General features: G+C 67.2%; 12 protein-coding genes. 3 read left to right on the top strand and 9 right to left on the bottom strand.

Annotated features, from left to right (window positions below; translation table 11 throughout):
- Positions 1–12 precede the first annotated feature (12 nt).
- Genes BLR03_RS03095 through glf form a run of 4 tightly spaced genes read right to left on the bottom strand, consistent with a single transcriptional unit; the run spans position 13 to position 4,812 of the window.
- Positions 13–765, bottom strand: a complete 753-nt coding sequence (locus BLR03_RS03095) for an ABC transporter ATP-binding protein (protein WP_091249244.1) — start codon at positions 763–765, stop codon at positions 13–15.
- Position 766: 1 nt separating this feature from the next.
- Positions 767–1,636 carry an ABC transporter permease gene (locus BLR03_RS03090; RefSeq protein WP_091249241.1) on the bottom strand — a complete coding sequence of 290 codons (870 nt, stop codon included), beginning with the start codon at positions 1,634–1,636 and terminating at the stop codon, positions 767–769.
- Entirely contained in the window at positions 1,637–3,628 is a 1,992-nt protein-coding gene (locus BLR03_RS03085) for a glycosyltransferase (protein ID WP_091249238.1), read from the bottom strand.
- A complete protein-coding gene (gene glf / locus BLR03_RS03080; RefSeq protein WP_091249235.1) occupies positions 3,625–4,812 on the bottom strand; it encodes a UDP-galactopyranose mutase in 1,188 nt (395 codons plus the stop codon). Before glf ends, BLR03_RS03085 begins: the two co-directional genes overlap by 4 nt.
- A 273-nt stretch (positions 4,813–5,085) precedes the next feature.
- On the opposite strand from glf, the gene BLR03_RS03075 reads away from it, so the two are divergent.
- Positions 5,086–9,462 carry an FtsK/SpoIIIE domain-containing protein gene (locus BLR03_RS03075; RefSeq protein WP_175460387.1) on the top strand — a complete coding sequence of 1,459 codons (4,377 nt, stop codon included), beginning with the start codon at positions 5,086–5,088 and terminating at the stop codon, positions 9,460–9,462.
- Between the two features lie 26 nt (positions 9,463–9,488).
- Here BLR03_RS03075 and BLR03_RS03070 read toward each other — a convergent pair whose 3' ends face one another.
- On the bottom strand, positions 9,489–9,884 hold the full coding sequence (locus tag BLR03_RS03070; protein ID WP_091249442.1) for a hypothetical protein: 396 nt from the start codon (positions 9,882–9,884) through the stop codon (positions 9,489–9,491).
- 380 nt (positions 9,885–10,264) lie between these two features.
- Here BLR03_RS03070 and BLR03_RS03065 point away from each other — a divergent pair, with 380 nt between their 5' ends.
- On the top strand, positions 10,265–10,513 hold the full coding sequence (locus BLR03_RS03065) for a WhiB family transcriptional regulator (protein WP_003804966.1): 249 nt from the start codon (positions 10,265–10,267) through the stop codon (positions 10,511–10,513).
- A gap of 209 nt (positions 10,514–10,722) precedes the next feature.
- Here the strand turns inward: BLR03_RS03065 and BLR03_RS03060 are convergent, their stop codons facing one another.
- From BLR03_RS03060 to BLR03_RS03045, 4 genes are read right to left on the bottom strand one after another with little or no spacing between them, the layout of a single operon-like run.
- Positions 10,723–12,192 carry a sensor histidine kinase gene (locus tag BLR03_RS03060; RefSeq protein WP_091249229.1) on the bottom strand — a complete coding sequence of 490 codons (1,470 nt, stop codon included), beginning with the start codon at positions 12,190–12,192 and terminating at the stop codon, positions 10,723–10,725.
- A gap of 36 nt (positions 12,193–12,228) precedes the next feature.
- Positions 12,229–17,103 carry an NAD-glutamate dehydrogenase gene (locus BLR03_RS03055; protein ID WP_091249226.1) on the bottom strand — a complete coding sequence of 1,625 codons (4,875 nt, stop codon included), beginning with the start codon at positions 17,101–17,103 and terminating at the stop codon, positions 12,229–12,231.
- Between the two features lie 57 nt (positions 17,104–17,160).
- Entirely contained in the window at positions 17,161–18,489 is a 1,329-nt protein-coding gene (locus BLR03_RS03050) for a CpaE/TadZ family protein (protein ID WP_091249223.1), read from the bottom strand.
- Positions 18,486–19,130, bottom strand: a complete 645-nt coding sequence (locus BLR03_RS03045; protein WP_091249221.1) for a CpaB family protein — start codon at positions 19,128–19,130, stop codon at positions 18,486–18,488. The genes BLR03_RS03050 and BLR03_RS03045 overlap by 4 nt, the downstream gene beginning before the upstream one ends.
- A gap of 156 nt (positions 19,131–19,286) precedes the next feature.
- Here BLR03_RS03045 and BLR03_RS03040 point away from each other — a divergent pair, with 156 nt between their 5' ends.
- Positions 19,287–19,508, top strand: a complete 222-nt coding sequence (locus BLR03_RS03040; protein WP_018775212.1) for a helix-turn-helix domain-containing protein — start codon at positions 19,287–19,289, stop codon at positions 19,506–19,508.
- The last annotated feature ends 2 nt before the right edge of the window (positions 19,509–19,510 follow it).

Raw genomic sequence — 19,510 nt, 5'->3', positions numbered from 1 at the left:
GCGAGGGACCTGCTACATGGCAAGGGACCTGCGCCGGAGTTCGCCGACGACGTCGTGCACTTCGCCGTCCATGACGATTTCTCCGTGTTCCAGCAGCACACCGCGCTCACACACGGTGGCCACCAGGTCCAGGTCATGGCTCACGACAAACAGGGTCTTCCCCATGTCCGAGAGTTCCTTGATCTTCGCGATGCACTTGCGCTGGAAGGGCTCGTCCCCCACGGCGAGAATCTCGTCGATGAGGAAGACTTCCGGGTCCGTGTGCACCGCGATGCTGAACGCCAGCCGCAGGTACATGCCGGAGGAATAGAACTTCACCTCGGTGTCGATGAACTCGCCGATTTCGGAGAATTCCACGATCGAGTCGAACTTCTCGTCGATCTGTTTTTCCGTCATGCCCAGGATGGCGCCGTTGAGGTAGACGTTGTCCCGTCCGCTGAGGTCGTGGTGGAAGCCTGCGCCGACCTCGATCAGGCCGGCGACGCGGCCGCGCGTGCGCACTGTGCCGCCGTCGGGCTGCAGGACCCCGGAAATGAGCTTCAGGAGCGTTGACTTTCCAGAACCGTTGAGCCCCATGAGCGCGACCGTCTCGCCCTGCTTCACCTCGAGCGAGACGTGATTGAGGGCCAGGAACTTCTTGGACAGGTCACCCTTGCGCCCCCTCACGAGCCAGACGAGGGCTTCCTTCAAGGAACGGGTGTGTCGGAGCACGAACTGTTTCCGGACGTCGGTGCAGATGATGGCCACGTGGCCTTGCGGCGTCATGTCAGAGCTCCTGAGCGAAGTGGACGGCAAGCCGGCGGAACGTCAACTGCCCGACGAACAGCACGACCAGCGTGATCAGCATGGCAACGGGCAGCCACAGCGTCAGCATTCCAGGGGGTGTGGCGTCGTTGACCAGCTGGTCCGCCTTGAGCGTCGGTTCCCAGAAGGCCCAGTGGAAGACCTCGACGGCGACCGTCATCGGGTTCAGCTGGTAGATCCAGAACCAGTCGCCCATCACCTTTGCGACCATCGTCCAGAGGTAGAGGACCGGGGAGGCCCAGGTGACGACCATGACGATCATGTCGACGATGTTTTCCGAGTCCCGGAAATACACGTTCATGGCGCCGAACAGCAGGCCGAGGCCCGTGCCAAGGACGGCGACCATGAAGAAGATCAGGACCACCGCGGCGAGCTGCAGCAGCGTGGGCGCCCACCCGACCACCAGGCAGGCACCGACCAGCACCACCAGTTGAGGCAGGAAGTGCGCTGCAGAGACCCAGACCGTTGCCACCGGGAAGAGTTCCCGGGGCAGGTAGATCTTCCGGATCAGGTCCCGGTTGTCCACGATCGAGCGGGTGGCGTTGGACAGCGATTCCGTGAAGAAGTTCACTAGGACAATGCCGGAGAACAGGTAGATCGCATAGTTCGGCGTTCCCCGCTGAAGGTTCAGGAAGATGCCCAGCGCCACGAAGTAGATCAGGAACTGCACGAGCGGCTTCACGTAGGACCACAGCAGGCCCAGCACGGAGCCGCGGTAGCGCACCTTGATTTCCTTGCGCACCAGCAGCTTCAGGAGGAAGCGGTCGCCGTAGACGTCCAGGAGCCCGTGCCCGGATCCGGGCTTGATCAGTTGGTCGGTTTGACCAGCCATCTACCTGCCGTCCTCGGAATTCGCCTCGAACGTCTTCTTCCACGCATCGATGGAGCTGATCTCGGTGACGGCGCGGCGGTACTGCGCGGCAAGGCTGTCCCATTCCCGGAACAGTTTTGCGTGCAGCATGGTCGCTTCGGTCAGCATCGATTTGAGCTTCTTCGGGTCGCGCTGGTACCACGAGGCGCCCGTGCCCTCCGCGTTGGAGACCACCACACTGTCATAGTGCGCCACCCGATACCACCGGTTGTCGCGGTGGGCCAGGTAGCCCTGGGGCCGTTCGGCGCTTTCCGGTCCCGGCGCCTTGATGAGCTGGCGCGCCACCGTTTTGATGCCCCACGGGATCAGCTGCTTCTTGCTGGGAAGGCCCACGACGGTCCCGCCCATGGGCCCGCGCCCGATCTTGGGCGCCGGGAAGTCATCGACGTCTTCCTTCAGCTGGGCGTCCGGGTACTGCGCCTTCAGCGCGTTGATTTCCGGCAGCTTGGTGCCGAGCACCTTGTGGAGGTCGTCGGGACCGTTCAGGAGGTCCCGCAGCGCGTCGATGCGCCCGTGCTCGGTGAAGTACTGCATGGACACGAGGTGCTTGACGTCGGACTGGAAAGATTCGCGCAGCACCCGGCCGCCCTTCGGGTACGGGCTGTGGATCAGGGTGGTGATCAGCCGGTTCCGAGCGTGGAAGTAGGCCTGCCAGCCGACAAGGTCATCCTTGTCGATCCAGGATACGTGCCAGACGGCAGCACCCGGCATCGACACCGTGGCAAAGCCCGCTTCACGGGCGCGCAACCCGTATTCGGCGTCGTCCCACTTGATGAACAGAGGCAGGGACAGCCCGATTTCCTGGATCACCTTCGTGGGGATCAGGCACATCCACCAGCCGTTGTAGTCCACGTCCACGCGGCGGTGCAGCCACGGGGTCTGACGCAGGTTCGCAACGCTGAAATCGTGCCGCGTCTCCATGTCGGCATGCGGCAGGGCCGGGACGATCCGGTAGGGGTCCACCACCTCGCCGAAGGTGTGCAGGACGCTGCGGTTGTAGAGATCGAACATGTGGCCGCCGACAATCGTCGGCTTGCGGCAGTGGTCGGCGAACGTCAGGAGCCGCACGATGCTCTCGGGTTCGACGACGATGTCGTCGTCGAGCAGCAGGGCGTAGTCGCTGCCGTTTTCGACGGCCTCGAACATGCCCCGCGCGAAGCCGCCGGAGCCGCCGAGGTTGGCCTGGTTGATGACCCGCAGCTTGCCGCCGAGGGCGTCCCGCACAGCGGCGAAGCCCTCCTGGTCCTGGACCTTCTGCGTGCCCTGGTCCACGATCAGGATTTCCTTGACGTTCTCAAGGACCTCCGCGTTCTCCGCCAGGATGCGGGCGTTGTTCAGGCAGAAGTCCGGCTTGTTCATCGTGGTGATTTCCAGGGTCACCTGCCCCTTGGTCGCGGGGCCGCCGGTGGCCTGCCACGCGCCGTTCTTCAGGACGAGGTCGCCGGTGCTGGCGGCCAGGTCGAACCAGTACCAGCCGCCGTCGCCGAAAGGCTTGAGCGAGAGCTCGAACGTGGAGGTGGTGTCGCCGTCGACGTGCTTGCCGTCGACGCGCTGGACTGAGCCGCGGGCGTTCGACTTGTAGACGGTGACCGTTCCCGGGCCGGACGTCTCCACGACCAGGCGGATGTCCCGCACCGAGGTCCAGCGGCGCCAGTAGCTTGCGGGGAAGGCATTGAAGTAGGTGCCGAACGAGATCTGCTCACCGGAGCGCACGCGCATGGAGTGCCGGCCAAGGAGGTCTTCGAAGTGCGCCTCGCGGCTCTCCGAGCTGAACATCTGCAGCTTGTCTTCGAGCAGCTTGGGGGTGCGGGCGAATTCGTCGTTCTCCCGGAGCCGGATGCCGCTGGCGGTGCCGGCGTCAACGTAGAGGGATACGGTGTCAGTCTGGTCCGTCGATGGCAGGATGACCCGCTGAATCGGGTTCCAGCTGGGTGTCGTTTCAGCGGCGCTCATGCGTCCACTCCTCCGCTTTCAATCGTGGCGCCGGCCTCGAAATGCGGCCGGATCTTGTTCTCGAACATGGTCAGGGCAGAGCCGATGGCCATGTGCATGTCCAGGTATTTGTAGGTGCCGAGGCGTCCGCCGAAGAGGACGTCCTTCTCGGCTGCCGCGAGGTCGCGGTACTTGAGCAGGCGCTCCCGGTCGGCGGCAGTGTTGATCGGGTAATAGGGCTCGTCGCCCTTTTCCGCCGCGCGGGAGAATTCGCGCATGATGACGGTCTTCTCCGTCTGGTAGTCGCGTTCCGGGTGGAAGTGGCGCGGCTCGATGATGCGCGTGAACGGCACGTCGTCGTCGTTGTAGTTGACCACGGAAGTCCCCTGGAAATCGCCGACGTCGAGGACTTCTTCCTCGAAGTCGATCGTGCGCCAGGAGAGATCGCCTTCGGCGTAGTCGAAGTAGCGGTCGACGGGACCGGTATAAACAACCGGGATGGTGCCGACCACTTTGTCTTTGCTGTACTCGTGCGACTCGTCGAAGAAGTCCGTGTTGAGGCAGACCTCAATGTTCGGGTGCTCGGCCATCTTCTCGATCCAGGCCGTGTAGCCGTTGGTCGGCAGGCCCTCGTACTTGTCGTTGAAGTAGCGGTTGTCGTAGTTGTACCGGACGGGGAGGCGGGAAATAATGCCCGCGGGCAGGTCCTTGGGATCCGTCTGCCACTGCTTGCCGGTGTAGTGCTTGATGAACGCCTCGTAGAGCGGACGGCCGATGAGCTGGATGCCCTTGTCGTTCAGGTTCTGCGGATCGGTGCCCGCCAGTTCGCCCGCCTGTTCGGTGATCAGTTCCCGCGCCTGGCCCGGGGTGAGGTTGGCCCGGAAGAACTGGTTGATCGTGGCCAGGTTGATGGGCAGGGAGTACACCTCGCCCTTGTGCACGCCATAGACCTTGTGGACGTAGTTCGTGAAGGTGGTGAAGCGGTTCACGTACTCCCACACACGGTCGTTGGACGTGTGGAAGAGGTGGGCACCGTAGCGGTGCACCTCGATGCCGGTCTGTCCTTCCTTTTCGCTGTAGGCATTGCCGCCGATGTGATGGCGGCGGTCGATGACGACTACCTTCAAGCCCAGCTCTGTGGCGGCCTGTTCTGCGATTGTCAGGCCAAAGAAGCCCGACCCTACGATGACGAGGTCAGCGGTCACAAACTCTCCTGATTCGAATGCGGGCAGCCCAATGTTGCGCATTGTCTGCTGCTCTAGCCTACCCGAGGCGCCATTGGAGTCGGCGCCCGGCCCGCGTCGCACGGCGCGCATGCGGCCCGGGTGCGGCGCGGATGCGGGGCGCGTGCGGCCCCGGCGCAGCGCATGCGCTGCGCGCTCCGGGGTTGTCCACATAGCCCAATTTCGCGGCCGCAACCGGGGCGAAGCGTCCCTAACGTGGGAAGCGGGCCGCCACGCGGGAAAGGACGCCCCCTGATGATCTTCCACTGCACCCTCGCGCCGGGCACTTCCCTCCACGGCACTCCCACGCAGGGCACGCTCGGGTCTGGATCGACGCCGGACGGGCAGCTCATCGAGCTCGCCGCCGATATGCCAGCCCCTTGCACCGGCGCAGACCTGGAAGCCGCCATCGCCCGGCGCTACGGGACAGGTGAACTGTTTGTCCGGGGAGCCCCGGTTGCGGCCATGACGGTGGGCGCCGCTCCCCTGGTCCCGGGCGCCGTTCTGATTGACGGCGCCCTGTCCACTAACGGCTCCGGGCTTGCGGGCAGTGGGTTTGCCGGCACCGCGTCTCCTGATGGTTCCGCCGCGCGATCCCGGCCCCGGCCCGGGCACCCGAAACCTGCCATGTTGTTGCTCGCCGTCCACAGCGGTCCAGGCGCGGGCACCGTCGTCGCGCTGCGGCGGGGCCAGTTCCGGATCGGACGCAGCGGGACAGAGATCCAGATCCCTGACGCCGCACTCTCCCGGGAGCACGCACGCCTGGACGTCTCGGACTCGGCCGTCACGATCGCCGACCTCGGGAGCGCGAACGGAACCAGCGTCGACGGCCGCAAAGTGCGGTCGGCGCCGGTGACCACGGCGTCTTCGATCCGTTGCGGCGACTCCACCATGTCGCTCCGGCTGGGGCCGCTGACCGAGCCGAACGCTGCGGCGGGCTCCCTGACGGCGACTGCAGGCGGCAGCGTGGCCGAGCCACTTGTTGTCCGCGGGACCGCTGCCCCAAGCCACCGGGCCGCCGTGGTCCTGGCCGCGGTGCTGCCGCTCCTGACCGGCATCGGCCTGGCGCTGCTCACCGGAATGTGGATGTTCCTGGCCTTTACCGCGGTATCTGCCGTATCCGTCCTCGTCCCGGTCCTGTCCGGCCGGCGCCAGCGCCGCGAACTCGCCGCTGCCATTGCGGCGGCGGTGTTGCAGGACCGGGACCGACGCCGGCAGGCCGCCCCCTCCGCGGCGGACCTTGTTCTTGCTTCTGCAGCCGAGGCCTCCGCACCACACGGTGCATCCCGCGGGGAGCCTCCGGGCATCTGGCTGCGACTCGGCCTTGCGGATCAGCGGGCGAATATCCGGCTGGAACCGCCTGAATCCGGCTTCCGGCCCACGCCCCTAGGCCCGGTGCCCCTGACCTTGGACCCGGCGTCTGCGGTGGTGACTGTCCACGGCCCCGGGTCCGCGGCCGCCGGGCTGCTACGCTCCTTCATCCTGCAACTGGCTGCCTACCCGCAGGCCGGCAGCACCTGTGTGCTCCTGCACGGCGCGGCGGACACGCTGCCGTTGGCGGCGCGCTTCCTGCCCGGCGTCACGTTGTCGGCGACTCACGCTGTCACCGCAGCTCGCTTGGCTGGCGGCCCCGGGGAGGGATACGCCCACGGAGTCCTCATCTTCTGGGACGCTCCCTGGCAGGCCAGGCAGTTCAGTGCCTCGGCCGGTCCGGACGTTGCCGATGAGGACGCGGCCGATCGGGACGCCGCGGGGCGGGCCGCTGTCGGCATGCGGCCCACGTTGCGGCACTTGGCCACGGCACACGGCTGGAGGGTGATTGAGTATCTACCGGAACAAGGCCCCGATCAGCACCCCGGCATCGTCCTCGGCCGGCTCGGCACCCTCATCACGGCAGACGCCCCACCTGTGGAGTTCATCCCTGATCTTGTCCCGCCGGGCGTCTTTGACCGCTTTTGCCGCAGATTCAACGCCGCCGGGCGCACCCCGGCGGCTCTCCCGCCAGCCGTCCCGCACCGCTGTGCACTGGCGGACGTTCTTCCCCTCGCGGCTCCGGATATCTCCCGGCGCTGGGCCCGGACCGGCCCCGCCGCCGGACTGGGGGTTCTTGTCGGTATGGGGAGCGCTGGGGCCATTCGGATCGATGTGAAGGCGGACGGTCCGCACTTCCTGGTCGCAGGGACTACGGGTTCCGGGAAATCGGAGTTTCTGCGGACCTTCGCCGCCGGGCTCGCGGCCAGTCATCCCCCGGACCGGGTCAACCTGCTCTTTATAGATTTCAAGGGCGGCTCGGGCCTGGGCCCGCTGACCGGGCTCCCGCACTGCGTCGGCCTGCTGACGGATCTCGGCGCTCCCGACGTGGAGCGCACGCTCGTCTCATTGCGGGCCGAGGTTCGGCGCAGGGAAGAGCTGCTGGCTCGGGTGAATGCGCCGGATCTTGCGACGTATGAGTCATCACCAGGGGATGGCCCGGCCGTGCCCTATCTGGTCATCGTCGTTGACGAGTTCAGGATCCTGGTGGACGAAGCCCCCGGCGCCCTGTCCGAACTCATGCGGATTGCTGCCATCGGCCGGTCGCTGGGGATCCATCTCATCATGGCCACTCAGCGGCCGCAGGGAGCCCTGAACGCCGACATCAGGGCCAATGTCACCACCTGCATCGCCCTCCGGGTCCAGTCCGGCCTCGAATCGCTCGACGTCATGGGCTCCGGCCTCGCGGCCGCCATCCCCATCGCACGGCCCGGGCGGGCGTTCCTGATACGCGGCACACAAGCCCCAGAGGAGTTCCAGACGGCCACCATGGCGTCCGGGACGGACGCGCCGACAGACGGTACAGTCACGGTGCGCACAGTCACGGAGACTTTGACCCGGCCGCAGACAGTCGGCCTCGCGGCCGACGGCTTCCCCGGCCGGCAGGAAAACTCCGACGGCGCGGCCCGGGCGCCGGCACCGGTGGCCGCGCCGCTCATCGACGTCGTTGCGGGCCTGTGGCAGGAACGCGGCGGCCCGCTGCCACGCCGGCCGGTAGCGGACCCCCTGCCGGAACGATTGCCGTACCCGGGTCCAGGGCATGCCGCCCGGGACCTGATCCGGTTGGGCCGGGTGGACCTGCCGGAACTCCAGTGCGTCACGGAACTGAGCTGGAGCCCTGCCCGGCACGGGCATCTGGGCCTCGTCGGCGCCGGGGCCGGCACCAGCGACGCCGCTCTGGCCCTCGCAGTCGATCAGCTCCTGACCGGCAATCTGGAGTCGCACCTCTACGTCCTCGACGCCACCGGTGCCTTCGGCTCCGTCGCGGCGGCACCCCGATCCGGCGCGGTGGCAGGCCTGCACGAACTCCGCCGGGCCGCCAGGGTGCTGCAGCGGGTCGCGGAAGAAGTCACTATCCGGCTCAGTGTGCCGTCGGCCTCGCCCCGGCCGCTGCTGGTCCTGGTGCTCAACGCCTGGGGTGCCTGGGTGTCGGCCTTCCGTTCCGGGCCGTTGGCGTGGGCCGAAGACCTGGTCCATGACATCGTGCGCGACGGACCCCGTGCCGGGATCACTGTTGTGGTCTCCGGCGAGCGCGAGCTCGTGACGTCGAGGTTTTTCGCCGCATTGCCAAACCGGATCTTCTTTCCTGCGGGGTCCACCGACGAGGGCCGTCTTGCCTGGCCGCGGCTTCCGGCGTTGGAGCCGTTCCCCGGGCGCGTCGCCGTATTCGGTGCGTTCGTCCCGGCTCCCGGGGCAACCGGGCACCCGGCCCAGATGTTCGAGCCGAAGGCAGCGGGCGGGCGGAGCCAGGTTTTCGAAGCCGTCGCGACGAAGCCGTTTCGGGTCGACGCCCTGCCAACACTGGTGACGGTGGGCGAGGTTCTGGCCAGCTGCGGCGCTCCGAGGGGCGGCCATCGGAGTGCGCCGCCTGCGCCGTCCGTGCGACCCGCGTCCACGATCGCTGCCGCGTCTGCTGCCGCCTCTGATGCAGTGGATCGTGCAGTGGACGGTGCAGTGCACGGGACCGCACAGGTCACGGTCCCGGCCACCGAACTGCTCATCGGGGTGGCCGGAGACGAGCTCCGGCCGTGTGGAGTCCGGCTGCCGGCCGGCGGTGTCCTCGCGGTCCTTGGCGGCCCGGCCTCCGGGAGGAGCACGTTGCTGGCCGCGCTCCCGGCGATGAACCCTGCAGGAGCCTGGCTCTCACCGCAGCCGGGGACCGAGCCCGGCCAATACTGGTCCGCAGTCCATGCCTCCGCGCTCGCGGGCACCCTCGACCGGGCCGCGATAGCGCTGGCAGATGACGCTGATCTGCTCCCGCCCGAGGCCAACAGCAACCTGGCGGCCCTGAACAGCCTAGGCTGGCGTGTCGTCCTGACCGCGGGTTTCGGCCCCGGATTCGGGCAACGCGTAACCCTCGCCGGCATGGCGCGCAGCCAGGGACGGGCGGTCCTGATTCGTCCGCGGGGTCTCATCGACGGCGACATGTTCGGCGTCCGGTTCGAACCGGAACAGAATCCTCCGCCAGGACGAGCTGTCGTTATATCCGACGGCCGGGCGACGCCCGTCCAACTGGCTGCGGACCGACCTGCCGGCGGGCCCGTCCGCACATCCCCCGGACAGGGTGCCGCACGTGACGGGCCGCTACAGGACTCGACGTGAGCGGGCGGGAGGTAAGCTGCGGGCCGCTACAGGGCGGGCGGCGCTCCGGCTGCCCGTGAGCCGAAGGCGATGACCCGCTTGTCGAACAGGAGCACAATGGCCGTGACTGCGGGAACCACCATGGCGAGTCCGGCCAGCGGATAGCCGCCGGTCAGGGTCGGGAAGCCGATGGTCAGGACGATGAGCTGGGCTATCAGGGCACCTGCCCGCGGCCAGCGGAACCCCCGCATGAGGAAGCGCGCCACGGCGAAAAGCCAAACGGAGGCCGCCAGAAGGAGGCACAGCGTGAAGACGGCGCCCCAGAAGGAGAGTACCGGCGCCCCGGTCACGAGCTGAGTCCCGTACCAGACACCCGCCAGGAGCAGGGCCGTGGCTTCCAGCGCCACGACGACGGAGATGACGACGACGGCGCGGGGCCGCACGACGGCTGCGGCAGGGTCGCCGGCCTCGCGCCGGACGGGATTTTCGCCGGGAGGCCCCTCGGCATGGTTGCTTGGACCGTCGCCCGCATTGTCGGCGGCATTTTCGCGGGGATCTTCGGGGTTCACGGGGGGCCTTGACACACTGGCACACTACCGGACATAGTCGTCTAGATGTGAGGACGCCGCTACTCAATGTGATGCATCGCTCACGGTCTCGAGGCATTTTGACCTCTATTACCCCTTGTTTACACAGCGTTAACATGACACGCTTAATCCAGATGACCGAGGGGGCCCCAATGGGCCCTTTTCTTATGAAGCCTCTAGTGAATAATTTCACAAAGGCATTTAACGAGTTCCCAGGAATGGAGTGACTGATCAGCATGGATTGGCGTAACCGCGCAGCCTGCCTTGACAAGGACCCGGAGCTGTTCTTCCCCGTTGGAAACACCGGCCCTGCCCTCCTGCAGATTGAGGAAGCGAAGAGCGTTTGCCGGCGCTGCCCCGTTGTGGACACCTGCCTGCAATGGGCGTTGGAGTCCGGCCAGGACGCCGGCGTCTGGGGCGGCATGAGCGAGGACGAGCGCCGCGCCCTGAAGCGCCGCGCCGCACGCGCCCGGCGCGCTTCCTGATCCAGCTGCCGGAGCGCCGGCAGCTGCCGCACGACCCCTGCAACAATGGCCGCGGACCGACAGGTCCGCGGCCATTGTCCGTTTAAGCCGCTCTCCTCTGTCCCGCGGACCCGGGCGGGGCATGGGCCCGTGACGGGCCTCCGGTCAACGTGGCCGGCGCCGCAGGGCAGCGGCGTCCACGAAAATCACCGTCCCTTTGTGTGCCAGGCTCAATGGGTCGTGAGGCTCAGGACGATCTGGACTGCGGTTCCGCCGCCGTCCCTGGCCCGCCAGTGGATCGTGCCGCCCAGTTCGCTCGTGACGAGTGTGCGGACGATCTGCAGGCCCAGGCCCTCGACATACGGCGTGTCCGGCAGCCCGACGCCGTCGTCCTCCACCCGTACGGTGAGAAGCTCGTCCCCCTCTTCGGTTTCCGAGCGGTCGGCGACCAGCCAGACCGTGCCGGTCCGTCCCTCCAGCCCGTGCTCGACGGCGTTCGTGACGAGTTCATTGATCACGAGGGCCAACGGCGTGGCGAAGTCGCTCGGCAAGTCGCCGAAGAGCCCGGAACGCTGCGTCTTGACCTGTTGCGAGGGTGAAGCGACCTCTGCCGAGAGGCGGAACTGGCGGCCGATCAGCTCATCAAAATCGACGCTCTGGGTCAGACCCTGGGACAGCGTCTCGTGCACCAGGGCAATGGTCGCCACCCGCCGCATGGCCTGCTCGAGCCCCTGCTTGGCCTCGTCGCTGACCATGCGCCGCGACTGCATCCGCAAAAGGGCCGCAACGGTTTGCAGGTTGTTCTTCACCCGGTGATGGATCTCGCGGATGGTGGCGTCCTTGGTCACCAGTTCCATCTCCCGGCGGCGCAGCTCCGAGACGTCGCGGCAGAGGACCAGGGCTCCGAACCGTTGCTGTTCGTCGCGCAGCGGGATAGCCCGCAGCGAAAGGCTCACGCCGCGTGACTCGATTTCACTGCGCCACGGCATGCGGCCCGTGACCACGAGCGGCAGTGTTTCATCGACCATGCGCCGGTCCTTCAGGAGCCCGGCTGTCACCTCGGCGAGGGACCGGCCTTCGAGGGACTCGCCGTCCCCGAGCCGGCGGAACGCGGAAACCCCGTTGGGACTGGCGTACTGCACGATCCCCTCGGCGTCGAGCCTGATCAGGCCGTCGCCCACACGCGGGGCACCCCGGCGCGAACCTGTCGGCGAGGCGAAGTCCGGCCACAGGCCCAGGGTGCCCATGCGCAGCAGATCGTAGGCGCACTGCCGGTACGTGAGCTCGAGCCGGGAAGGCATCCGTGAACTGGACAGATCCATATGGGACGTGACGATCGCCAGGGTGCGACCGTTGCGGACCATCGGGACCGCCTCGACCCGGAGCGCCATGTCGCTGCTCCAGTTGGTCTCGTTGGAGCGTTCGATCGCGCGGCTCTCCCACGCCTTGTCGACCAGCGGCTGCAGGTCCGACCTGATCCCCTCCCCCACGAAGTCGGCGTGGAACACCGTGTGCGTGGTGGAGGGGCGGACGTGGGCAAGCGCCACGTAGCCGAGCTCAGGATGCGGGAACCACAGGGCCAGGTCGGCGAACGCGAGGTCGGCGACCATCTGCCAGTCGCCGACCAGGAGGTGCAGCCACTCGGCATCCCCCGGGCCAAAATCAGCATGCTCCCTGATAGGGTCCGTAAAGATTGCCACAGCACCTCCATTTGCGACGCCGGGGACAGCAGCCCCCTAGCGTCGGACGATTGACCTCAAGAGCCTCAATGCTACCGACAGTGAGGCCATGTCATCGGCCTCAAGGGCATTGACCTCGTCGAACATGGACTTCGCCCGGCCCAACTGCTCCACGTTCTGGCCCTCCCAGGCCGCCAACCGTTCCTCGGCCGGAGTACCGGCCGGGGTGCTCTCCAGTACCGCCGTCGTCATGTCCGAGACGGTGGAGTAGAGGTCGTCGCGCAGGGCTGCACGGGCCAGAGCCTGCCAGCGGTCTTCCCTCGGCAGCTTGGTGATGCGCTCGAGGAGGGAATCCGCGTGGAAGCGGTTGAAGACCGTGTAGTACACGTGGGCGATCTCGGCCACTGGCTCCGGGCTGACATGGACGATCTTGGCGATGTCCAGGAGCACGAAGCTTTCGAACAGTTCCGCCCAGCGGTGTGCAAGGTCTTCCGGAAGGTCCCAGCCGCGCGCCTTCTCGAGCCACTCGGCCACGCGGGCCCGGTCGTCGCCCCGGAGGTAGTCCAGCAGGCGGGACCGCATGGGATCCATCAGTGGCTTGAATTCTGCCACGATCTCGGCGATGGGACGGGACGCCGAGCCCTGGCCGAGGAGCCAGCGGACGGCGCGGTCCAGGAGCCGCCGGATGTCCAGGTGGACGGTGCTCCAGTGTTCGGTCGGGAACGACGCCGGCAGTTCGTTGAGCTCCTTCACCATGACGTCCAGCTCGTAGACCTCGCGGAGGGCGACGAATGCCTTGGCAACGGCCGATTCCGTGGCCGACGTTTCCTCAATGGCGCGGAACGCGAACGTGATACCGCCGAGGTTGATCATGTCGTTGGCCACGATGGTCGCGATGATTTCGCGGCGCAGCGGGTGGGTGTCCAGTTCGGCGTCGAACCTCTCCCGCAGCTGCTCCGGGAAGTAGGCCCGCAGCGTCGAGCGGAACCACGGGTCATCGGCGAGGTCGCTGTCGCGCAGTGCGGTAGCCAGTTCGATCTTGGCGTAGGCGGCCAGGACCGAGAGTTCCGGGGAGGTCAGTCCCTGGCCCTGTTCCAGCCGCTCGCGCAGCGTCGCCGTGGTGGGTAGCGCCTCGAGGTCCCGCTTGAGGTCCGCGGACTTTTCCAGCCAGTCCATGAGCCGTTCGTAGCTGGGGCTCCATTCGGAGACCCGCATGCGGTCGTTGAGGAGCAGGATGTTCTGGTCGATGTTGTCCTCGAGCACCAGCCGGCCGACCTCGTCGGTCATCGAGGCCAGGAAGTCGGCACGTTCGGCGCGGTCCAGCTTGCCGGCCGCGACCATCCGGTCCACGAAGATCTTGATGTTGACCTCGTGGTCGGAGCAGTCGACGCCGGCCGAGTTGTCGATCGCGTCGGTGTTCAGGATGACGCCTTGCAGCGCCGCCTCGATGCGTCCGCGCTGGGTCATCCCCAGGTTTCCGCCTTCTCCGACCACCTTGACCCGCAGGTCGCGGCCGTCGACGCGGATGGCGTCGTTGGCCTTGTCGCCGACCTCGGCGTTCGTTTCGGTGCTGGCCTTGACGTAGGTGCCGATGCCGCCGTTGTAGAGCAGGTCGGCCGGGGCCAGGAGGATCGCGCGCAGGAGTTCCGGCGGGCTGAGTTCCGTGGTGCCGTCCGGGAGTCCGAGCGCCGCGCGGATCTGGGCGGACACGGGGATCACCTTGGCCTGCCGGGCAAAGACGCCGCCGCCTTCACTGATGAGCGACTTGTTGTAGTCATCCCACGAGGACCGGGGCAGCTCGAAGAGCCGCTGGCGCTCGGCGTAGGACGTTGCCTCGTCCGGAGTGGGGTCGAGGAAGATGTGCCGGTGGTCGAAGGCGGCCAGCAGGCGGATGTGCTTGGAGAGCAGCATGCCGTTGCCGAACACGTCGCCGGACATGTCGCCGACGCCCACCACGGTGAAGGGTTCCGACTGGGTGTCGAGGTCCAGCTCGCTGAAGTGGCGCTTGACCGATTCCCAGGCGCCGCGGGCGGTGATGCCCATGGCCTTGTGGTCATAACCGACCGAGCCGCCGGAGGCGAAGGCGTCGCCGAGCCAGAAGCCGTACTCGGCGGACAGCCCGTTGGCGATGTCGGAGAACGAAGCGGTGCCCTTGTCGGCCGCGACCACCAAATAGGAGTCGTCGTCGTCGTGGCGGACGACGTCGGCCGGCGGCCTGACCGTTTCGCCCTCGGGCGTGACGATGAGGTTGTCCGTGATGTCCAGGAGGCCACGGATGAACGTCTTGTAGCTCTCGATGCCCTCGGCCATCCAGGCGCTGCGGTCACTCGCCGGGTCCGGGAGCTGCTTGGCGTAGAAGCCGCCCTTGGCGCCCGTGGGGACGATGACGGCGTTCTTGACGGTCTGGGCCTTCACGAGACCCAGAATTTCGGTGCGGAAGTCTTCGCGCCGGTCAGACCAGCGCAGCCCGCCGCGGGCCACCTTGCCGAAGCGCAGGTGGACGCCTTCAACCCGGGGCGAGTAGACCCAGATCTCGTACATCGGCCGCGGGAACGGCAGCCCGTCGATGCGGGACGGATCCAGTTTGAAGCTGAGGTGGGGCTTGTTCTGGTAGTAGTTCGTCCGGAGCGTGGCCTGGACCAGGTTCTTGAACGTACGCAGCACCCGGTCGGCGTCAAGGGTCGCGACCCGCTCGATCGCGGCGTCCAGTCCGGTGAGGACCTCGGCCTCCTTGAGCCGGCGTTCGGCGTCGCTGAGCGCCGGGTCGAAGCGTGCTGCGAACAGGTTGCTGAGGCCCCGCGTGACGTCCGGGTTCGCCAGCAGGGTGTCCGCCAGGAATCCGAAGGAGTTGGTGTTGCCCATCTGCCGCATGTACTTGGCGTAGGCGCGCAGCACAACCACCTGGCGCCAGTGCATCCGTTCGCGCAGCACCAGCCGGTCAAAGCTGTCCGATTCCACGGCACCGGAAACGGCCGCTCCGAAGGAGTCCGCGAGCAGCTGTCCCGTGGTCAAAGGGTCCACTCCGGCCGGGTACTTCAGGCCGAGATCGTAGAGGAAGAAGTCGCGCTGGTCCGCTGTCTCGATCTCAAAGGGGCGCTCGTCCAGCACCTCGAGGCCGAGGTTGTGGAAATACGGCAGGATCTGGCTCAGGCTCTTCGGCTCCAGCATGTAGAGCTTGACCCTGGCGTCTTCCTCCAGCATGGCGCCGGCGCCTTCCGGAAGGTAGACGTGGACGCCGGGCTCTTCCTTGACACCCTCTCCGGCCCGTTCGGTAGCGGCGCCGTACTTCTCGAAGCGGTCGATGTCCTCCAGCGCGTCTTCGATCTCGTAGTCCACCCGGTAGGTGGCGGGGAATGCCTCGGCCCAGACTGCCGCAAGTTCCTTGGCACGGTCCTCCGTGACGCCGGCTCCCCCACCGTCGGCGCGGGCGCGCAGAACTTCGGAAATGCCTTCGCCCCAGGAGCGGGCGGCCCGGACCAGCCGCTTCTCCAGCTCGTCGCTGTTGACGTTGCTGACATCGGCGTCTTTCGGAAGCCGGATCCGGAAGAAGAGGCGGGCCAGAGCCGACTCGGTCATCCGCGCCTCGTAGTCGATGGACACGGCGTTGAAGGTCTCGCGCAGTTCCTGCTCAATGCGCAGGCGGACGTTGGTGGTGTAGCGGTCGCGCGGAAGGTAGACGACGGCGGACATGAACCGGCCGTAGATATCGGGCCGGAGGAAGAGCCGCGTCCGGCGGCGTTCCTGCAGCCGCTGGATGCCGGTGGCGATGGCGGCGAGGTCCGGGATTTCGATCTGGAAGAGCTCGTCCCGGGGGTAGGTTTCGAGGATGCCCAGCAGGTCCTTGCCCGAGTGCGAGTCCGGCGGGAAGCCGGCGTCGTCGAGGACCGCGGCCACCTTTTCCCGGACCACGGGGATGTCCCGGACGGATCCGGCGTAGGCGGTCGTGGCGAAGAGGCCGATGAAGCGGCGTTCGCCGTTGACGTTTCCGGCGGCGTCGAAGCTCTTCACGCCGATGTAGTCCAGGTACGCCGAGCGGTGCACAGTGGAGCGCGAGTTCGCCTTGGTGATCACGAGGGCGCGCTTCTCGCGGGCCTTCTTCCTGCCGGCCTCGGTGAGGTGCTGGACCTGGCGGGCGTCGGCGCCGGCGCGGAGCAGGCCGAGGCCGCTTTCCTCGCGCAGTTCCAGCACATCCTCGCCGGATTCGTTGACGAGGTCGTATTCGCGGTAGCCGAGGAAGGTGAAGTTGCCGTCGTCGAGCCAGCGGAGCAGATCCTGCGCCTGCCGCAGCTCGGCAATCTGGGCCCGATTGGCCACCCGGTCCAAGTCCGCGGAGATCTCCAGGGCTTTCGTGCGCATCTTCGGCCAGTCTTCGACAGCGGCGCGGACGTCGCCAAGCACCCGGGAGATGCCCTTCACGAGCTCCTCGCGCTTCTGTTCGCTGACGAGGTCGATTTCGACGGCGATCCAGGATTCCATGTGCGAGGCGTTGTCGCCCTGGGCGATCAGGTGCGAGATGTTCGGCATGGCCGCCGTGTCCCCGCTGGAGAAGCCCAGGTGGGACGGAACGCGTGCCACCTTGACCAGGTCGCCGGTCTCGCGGTTGCGGGTCACTACGAAGAGCGGGTGCAGGACGAGGTGGATGGGGGCGTTCTGGCGGACCAGTTCGGCGTTGACGGAGTCCACGAGGAAGGGCATGTCATCCGTGACGATGTACAGGACGCTGCAATCGGCCTCGTCCCGGACGGCGATGTTCGCGACGCCCGGCAGCCGCGTCGCCGCGATCTGGCGGTGGGTATCGGCCCTTGCCGTCAGGACTTCTTGGGGATAGGCCCGGAAATCCTCCTCCGCGAGGTGCTCGTAGTAATCCCCGAGGTAGCTTTCGCTACTACCGATCGAAACGGGTTGATCCTCCACGCTGGACCCAGACGACATCGAAACGCCTCCATAAAAGAAGTTCACAGCCGCCTCTTTGCGGCCCTTACGATGACCCTAGCTCTTTGCCCGGCGCTGTGCTGTGGAAGAAAAGCCAAAGGATTTCTTATTTCGCTGGACAGGTGCACAAACCATTTTGGCGATTGCACGCCGGAGCTCAGATTCAGGGGCGGATTCGAGCAGGAGTGTTCCGGACAGCAAGGCGGCGTCGCTCGCTGCAGGGTCTGAGGGCAGGAACGCCGACAACGGCACCGAGGGGCCGTACCGCGCCCATGCTTCCCTGAGCTGGCGTTCCGGCGAACGCCCCACGGCGGCGGCCCTGACTTTATTCATGACAACCTGGGGCGATGCCTGCGGGACGGCCGCCTGGAGCTCGGCCAGGCCGCGGACCAGCCGTGGCACTCCGATGGAGTCGGCGGCCCCGACGGCAAAGACGGTATCGGCCATTTCCAGGCTCCTCAGGGTCGCCGCGTTCCGGCGCGGCGCGCCGGTGTCAAAGCTGAGCTCCTCATCGGCTTCAAGGCAGAAGCCGGTGTCCACCACAGTGACATCCGCGATCTCCCTTGCCCGTTCCAGCACCAGCGTGAGCGCCGCGGCGCGCAATTCCGTCCAACGGTCCGCCCTCGTGATCCCGGTGAGGACCCGAAACGTCCCGGCCTTGCTCGCCACCGTGGTGGCGACCCGGAGCAGGGCATCGGCGTCGAGCAGGCCCTGGTCGGCCAGCCGGCAGGCCTGGGCCAGTCCGGCAGCCTCGTCGAGCAGTCCCAGCAGGGCGGCCACGCTGGCGCCGTAACTGTCGGCGTCGACCAGCAACACGGATTGTCCTTCCGCGGCCAGCTCACCGGCGATGTTGGCAGCCACCAGGGTCCGGCCGGGCGCGCCGCCCGGGCCCCAGACCGCAATGATCCGGCCCGTCCCGGCAGGGCCTCGAGTGCCCGCCGCGCGCTCTCCGGAGGTCCGGGCCGTCTCGTCCGTGCCCGCGGATGTGCCGGAGGAGTCGCCGTCCGGCGCGGCAAGTCCCGGCAGCCCTCCCGTGCGGCTGAGTTGTTCCGCGGCCGCTGCAATCCGTGCCGCAAGGGCCGCGGCATCAACCCCGCGGGCTTCTGCTGCCACGCCGATGGTCCGCAGGCGGGCCGCTTCCCCGGGGCTGTCGGTCAGCGCAATGACCACGACGCCCACGGCGGACAGGCGGTCAACGAGAGAGGCCGTCAGTTCTTCGCTGCCGGTCGCGACGACAGCGGCGCGGGCAAGGCCGCTCTGGCAGGCGGCCAGCAGTTCGGCCAACTCGCTGCACCGCCGCACAACGGACACGGGACCGTGCAGACGTTCCAGGCCTTCCACCAGATCATCGCGTGAGTCCCCGACGGTCACCACGGGTATGCTCATCGCCCGGTACCGCCCGGGTTCCACACCACAGCAATCTTGGCCTTGTTGGCCTGCGCCCCCAGAAGCTTCGGCATCTGGGCGTCCGGGACCAGCACCATGACAACAGTCGAGCGGGAAGACCCGAGGGCTGTACTCCCCTCGGTGATCTGGGAAATTTCGGCGCCGGAGAGGAGCAGGGCAGGTTCGCTGAAGCCGTTCCGGGAATCCGGCAGGGCAACCCACACATCCACCCGGGAGCCCGCCGCGGCTTGAGCGGGAAGGCTTTCTTCCACAGTGACGGCGACGGGTTTGCGGTCCAGCCGGTCGAGCTGCCCGACGCTTTCGCGCGGCAGCAACTGGTCCTTGCCGATTCGTTGCACCGCCACGAGGCCGGTATCCAGACCGGACTCCGGGGTCAGGTAGTGCTGCTCCACCTCGCCGAGCCGCACTTTGACCCGGTGCAGCTTGTCAGGTGTCAGCGTCTCGCCGACGGCGATCGGCTCGCGCGCGGCATAGGCTTCGGTAGTCTGGTCCGCGGCACCGACCAGCGACACTACGCCCACCACGGATGCCAGGACCAGCAGGATGCCGACGAGCAGCCGGGGATCTTTCCAGGACGGCTTCTTCAAACGGGCCCCTTCGGCTGCCGCGCTTCCACTCATGCGTCCCCCTGTCGCCGCCGTCCATTCCCGCAATGCCGGGCACCCCTGGCACCCCTATTGTTACGCCCCGGAGGTCCGGGGGGAAGATGCAGGGACAAACAGGCGCAAACTGTGGATAACGGCACCAATTGACGCCAACGGTGGCAAAATGGACACATGCCCCGATTCCTGACCCTCGCGGACGTTGCCGAGCAGCTCCAGATCAACTCCCCGGCTGCCTACGCACTCGTTCGCAGCGGCGAGCTCAAGGCGATCCAGGTGGGCGGGCGCGGCCAGTGGCGTGTTGAGGAGAAGATGCTGGAGCAGTACATCCAGGAACGCTACGCCGAGGCCAGCCGCATGATCGAAGAGGCCAAAGCGAAGTCCGCCGGGAGCTGACC

The organism is Arthrobacter sp. ok909, assembly GCF_900104405.1.
GTDB lineage: Bacteria > Actinomycetota > Actinomycetes > Actinomycetales > Micrococcaceae > Arthrobacter > Arthrobacter humicola.
The sequence above is the reverse complement of the archived record's forward strand: the minus strand, read 5'-3'. Positions and strand labels throughout refer to the sequence as shown.

Bases quoted from the DNA above. Each gene is read 5' to 3' on its own strand.
- BLR03_RS03095 (WP_091249244.1), bottom strand. From the start codon at position 765: ATGACGCCGCAAGGCCACGTGGCCATCATCTGCACCGACGTCCGGAAA.
- BLR03_RS03090 (WP_091249241.1), bottom strand. From the start codon at position 1,636: ATGGCTGGTCAAACCGACCAACTGATCAAGCCCGGATCCGGGCACGGG.
- BLR03_RS03085 (WP_091249238.1), bottom strand. From the start codon at position 3,628: ATGAGCGCCGCTGAAACGACACCCAGCTGGAACCCGATTCAGCGGGTC.
- BLR03_RS03075 (WP_175460387.1), top strand. From the start codon at position 5,086: ATGATCTTCCACTGCACCCTCGCGCCGGGCACTTCCCTCCACGGCACT.
- BLR03_RS03065 (WP_003804966.1), top strand. From the start codon at position 10,265: ATGGATTGGCGTAACCGCGCAGCCTGCCTTGACAAGGACCCGGAGCTG.
- BLR03_RS03055 (WP_091249226.1), bottom strand. From the start codon at position 17,103: ATGTCGTCTGGGTCCAGCGTGGAGGATCAACCCGTTTCGATCGGTAGT.
- BLR03_RS03050 (WP_091249223.1), bottom strand. From the start codon at position 18,489: ATGAGCATACCCGTGGTGACCGTCGGGGACTCACGCGATGATCTGGTG.
- BLR03_RS03045 (WP_091249221.1), bottom strand. From the start codon at position 19,130: ATGAGTGGAAGCGCGGCAGCCGAAGGGGCCCGTTTGAAGAAGCCGTCC.
- BLR03_RS03040 (WP_018775212.1), top strand. From the start codon at position 19,287: ATGCCCCGATTCCTGACCCTCGCGGACGTTGCCGAGCAGCTCCAGATC.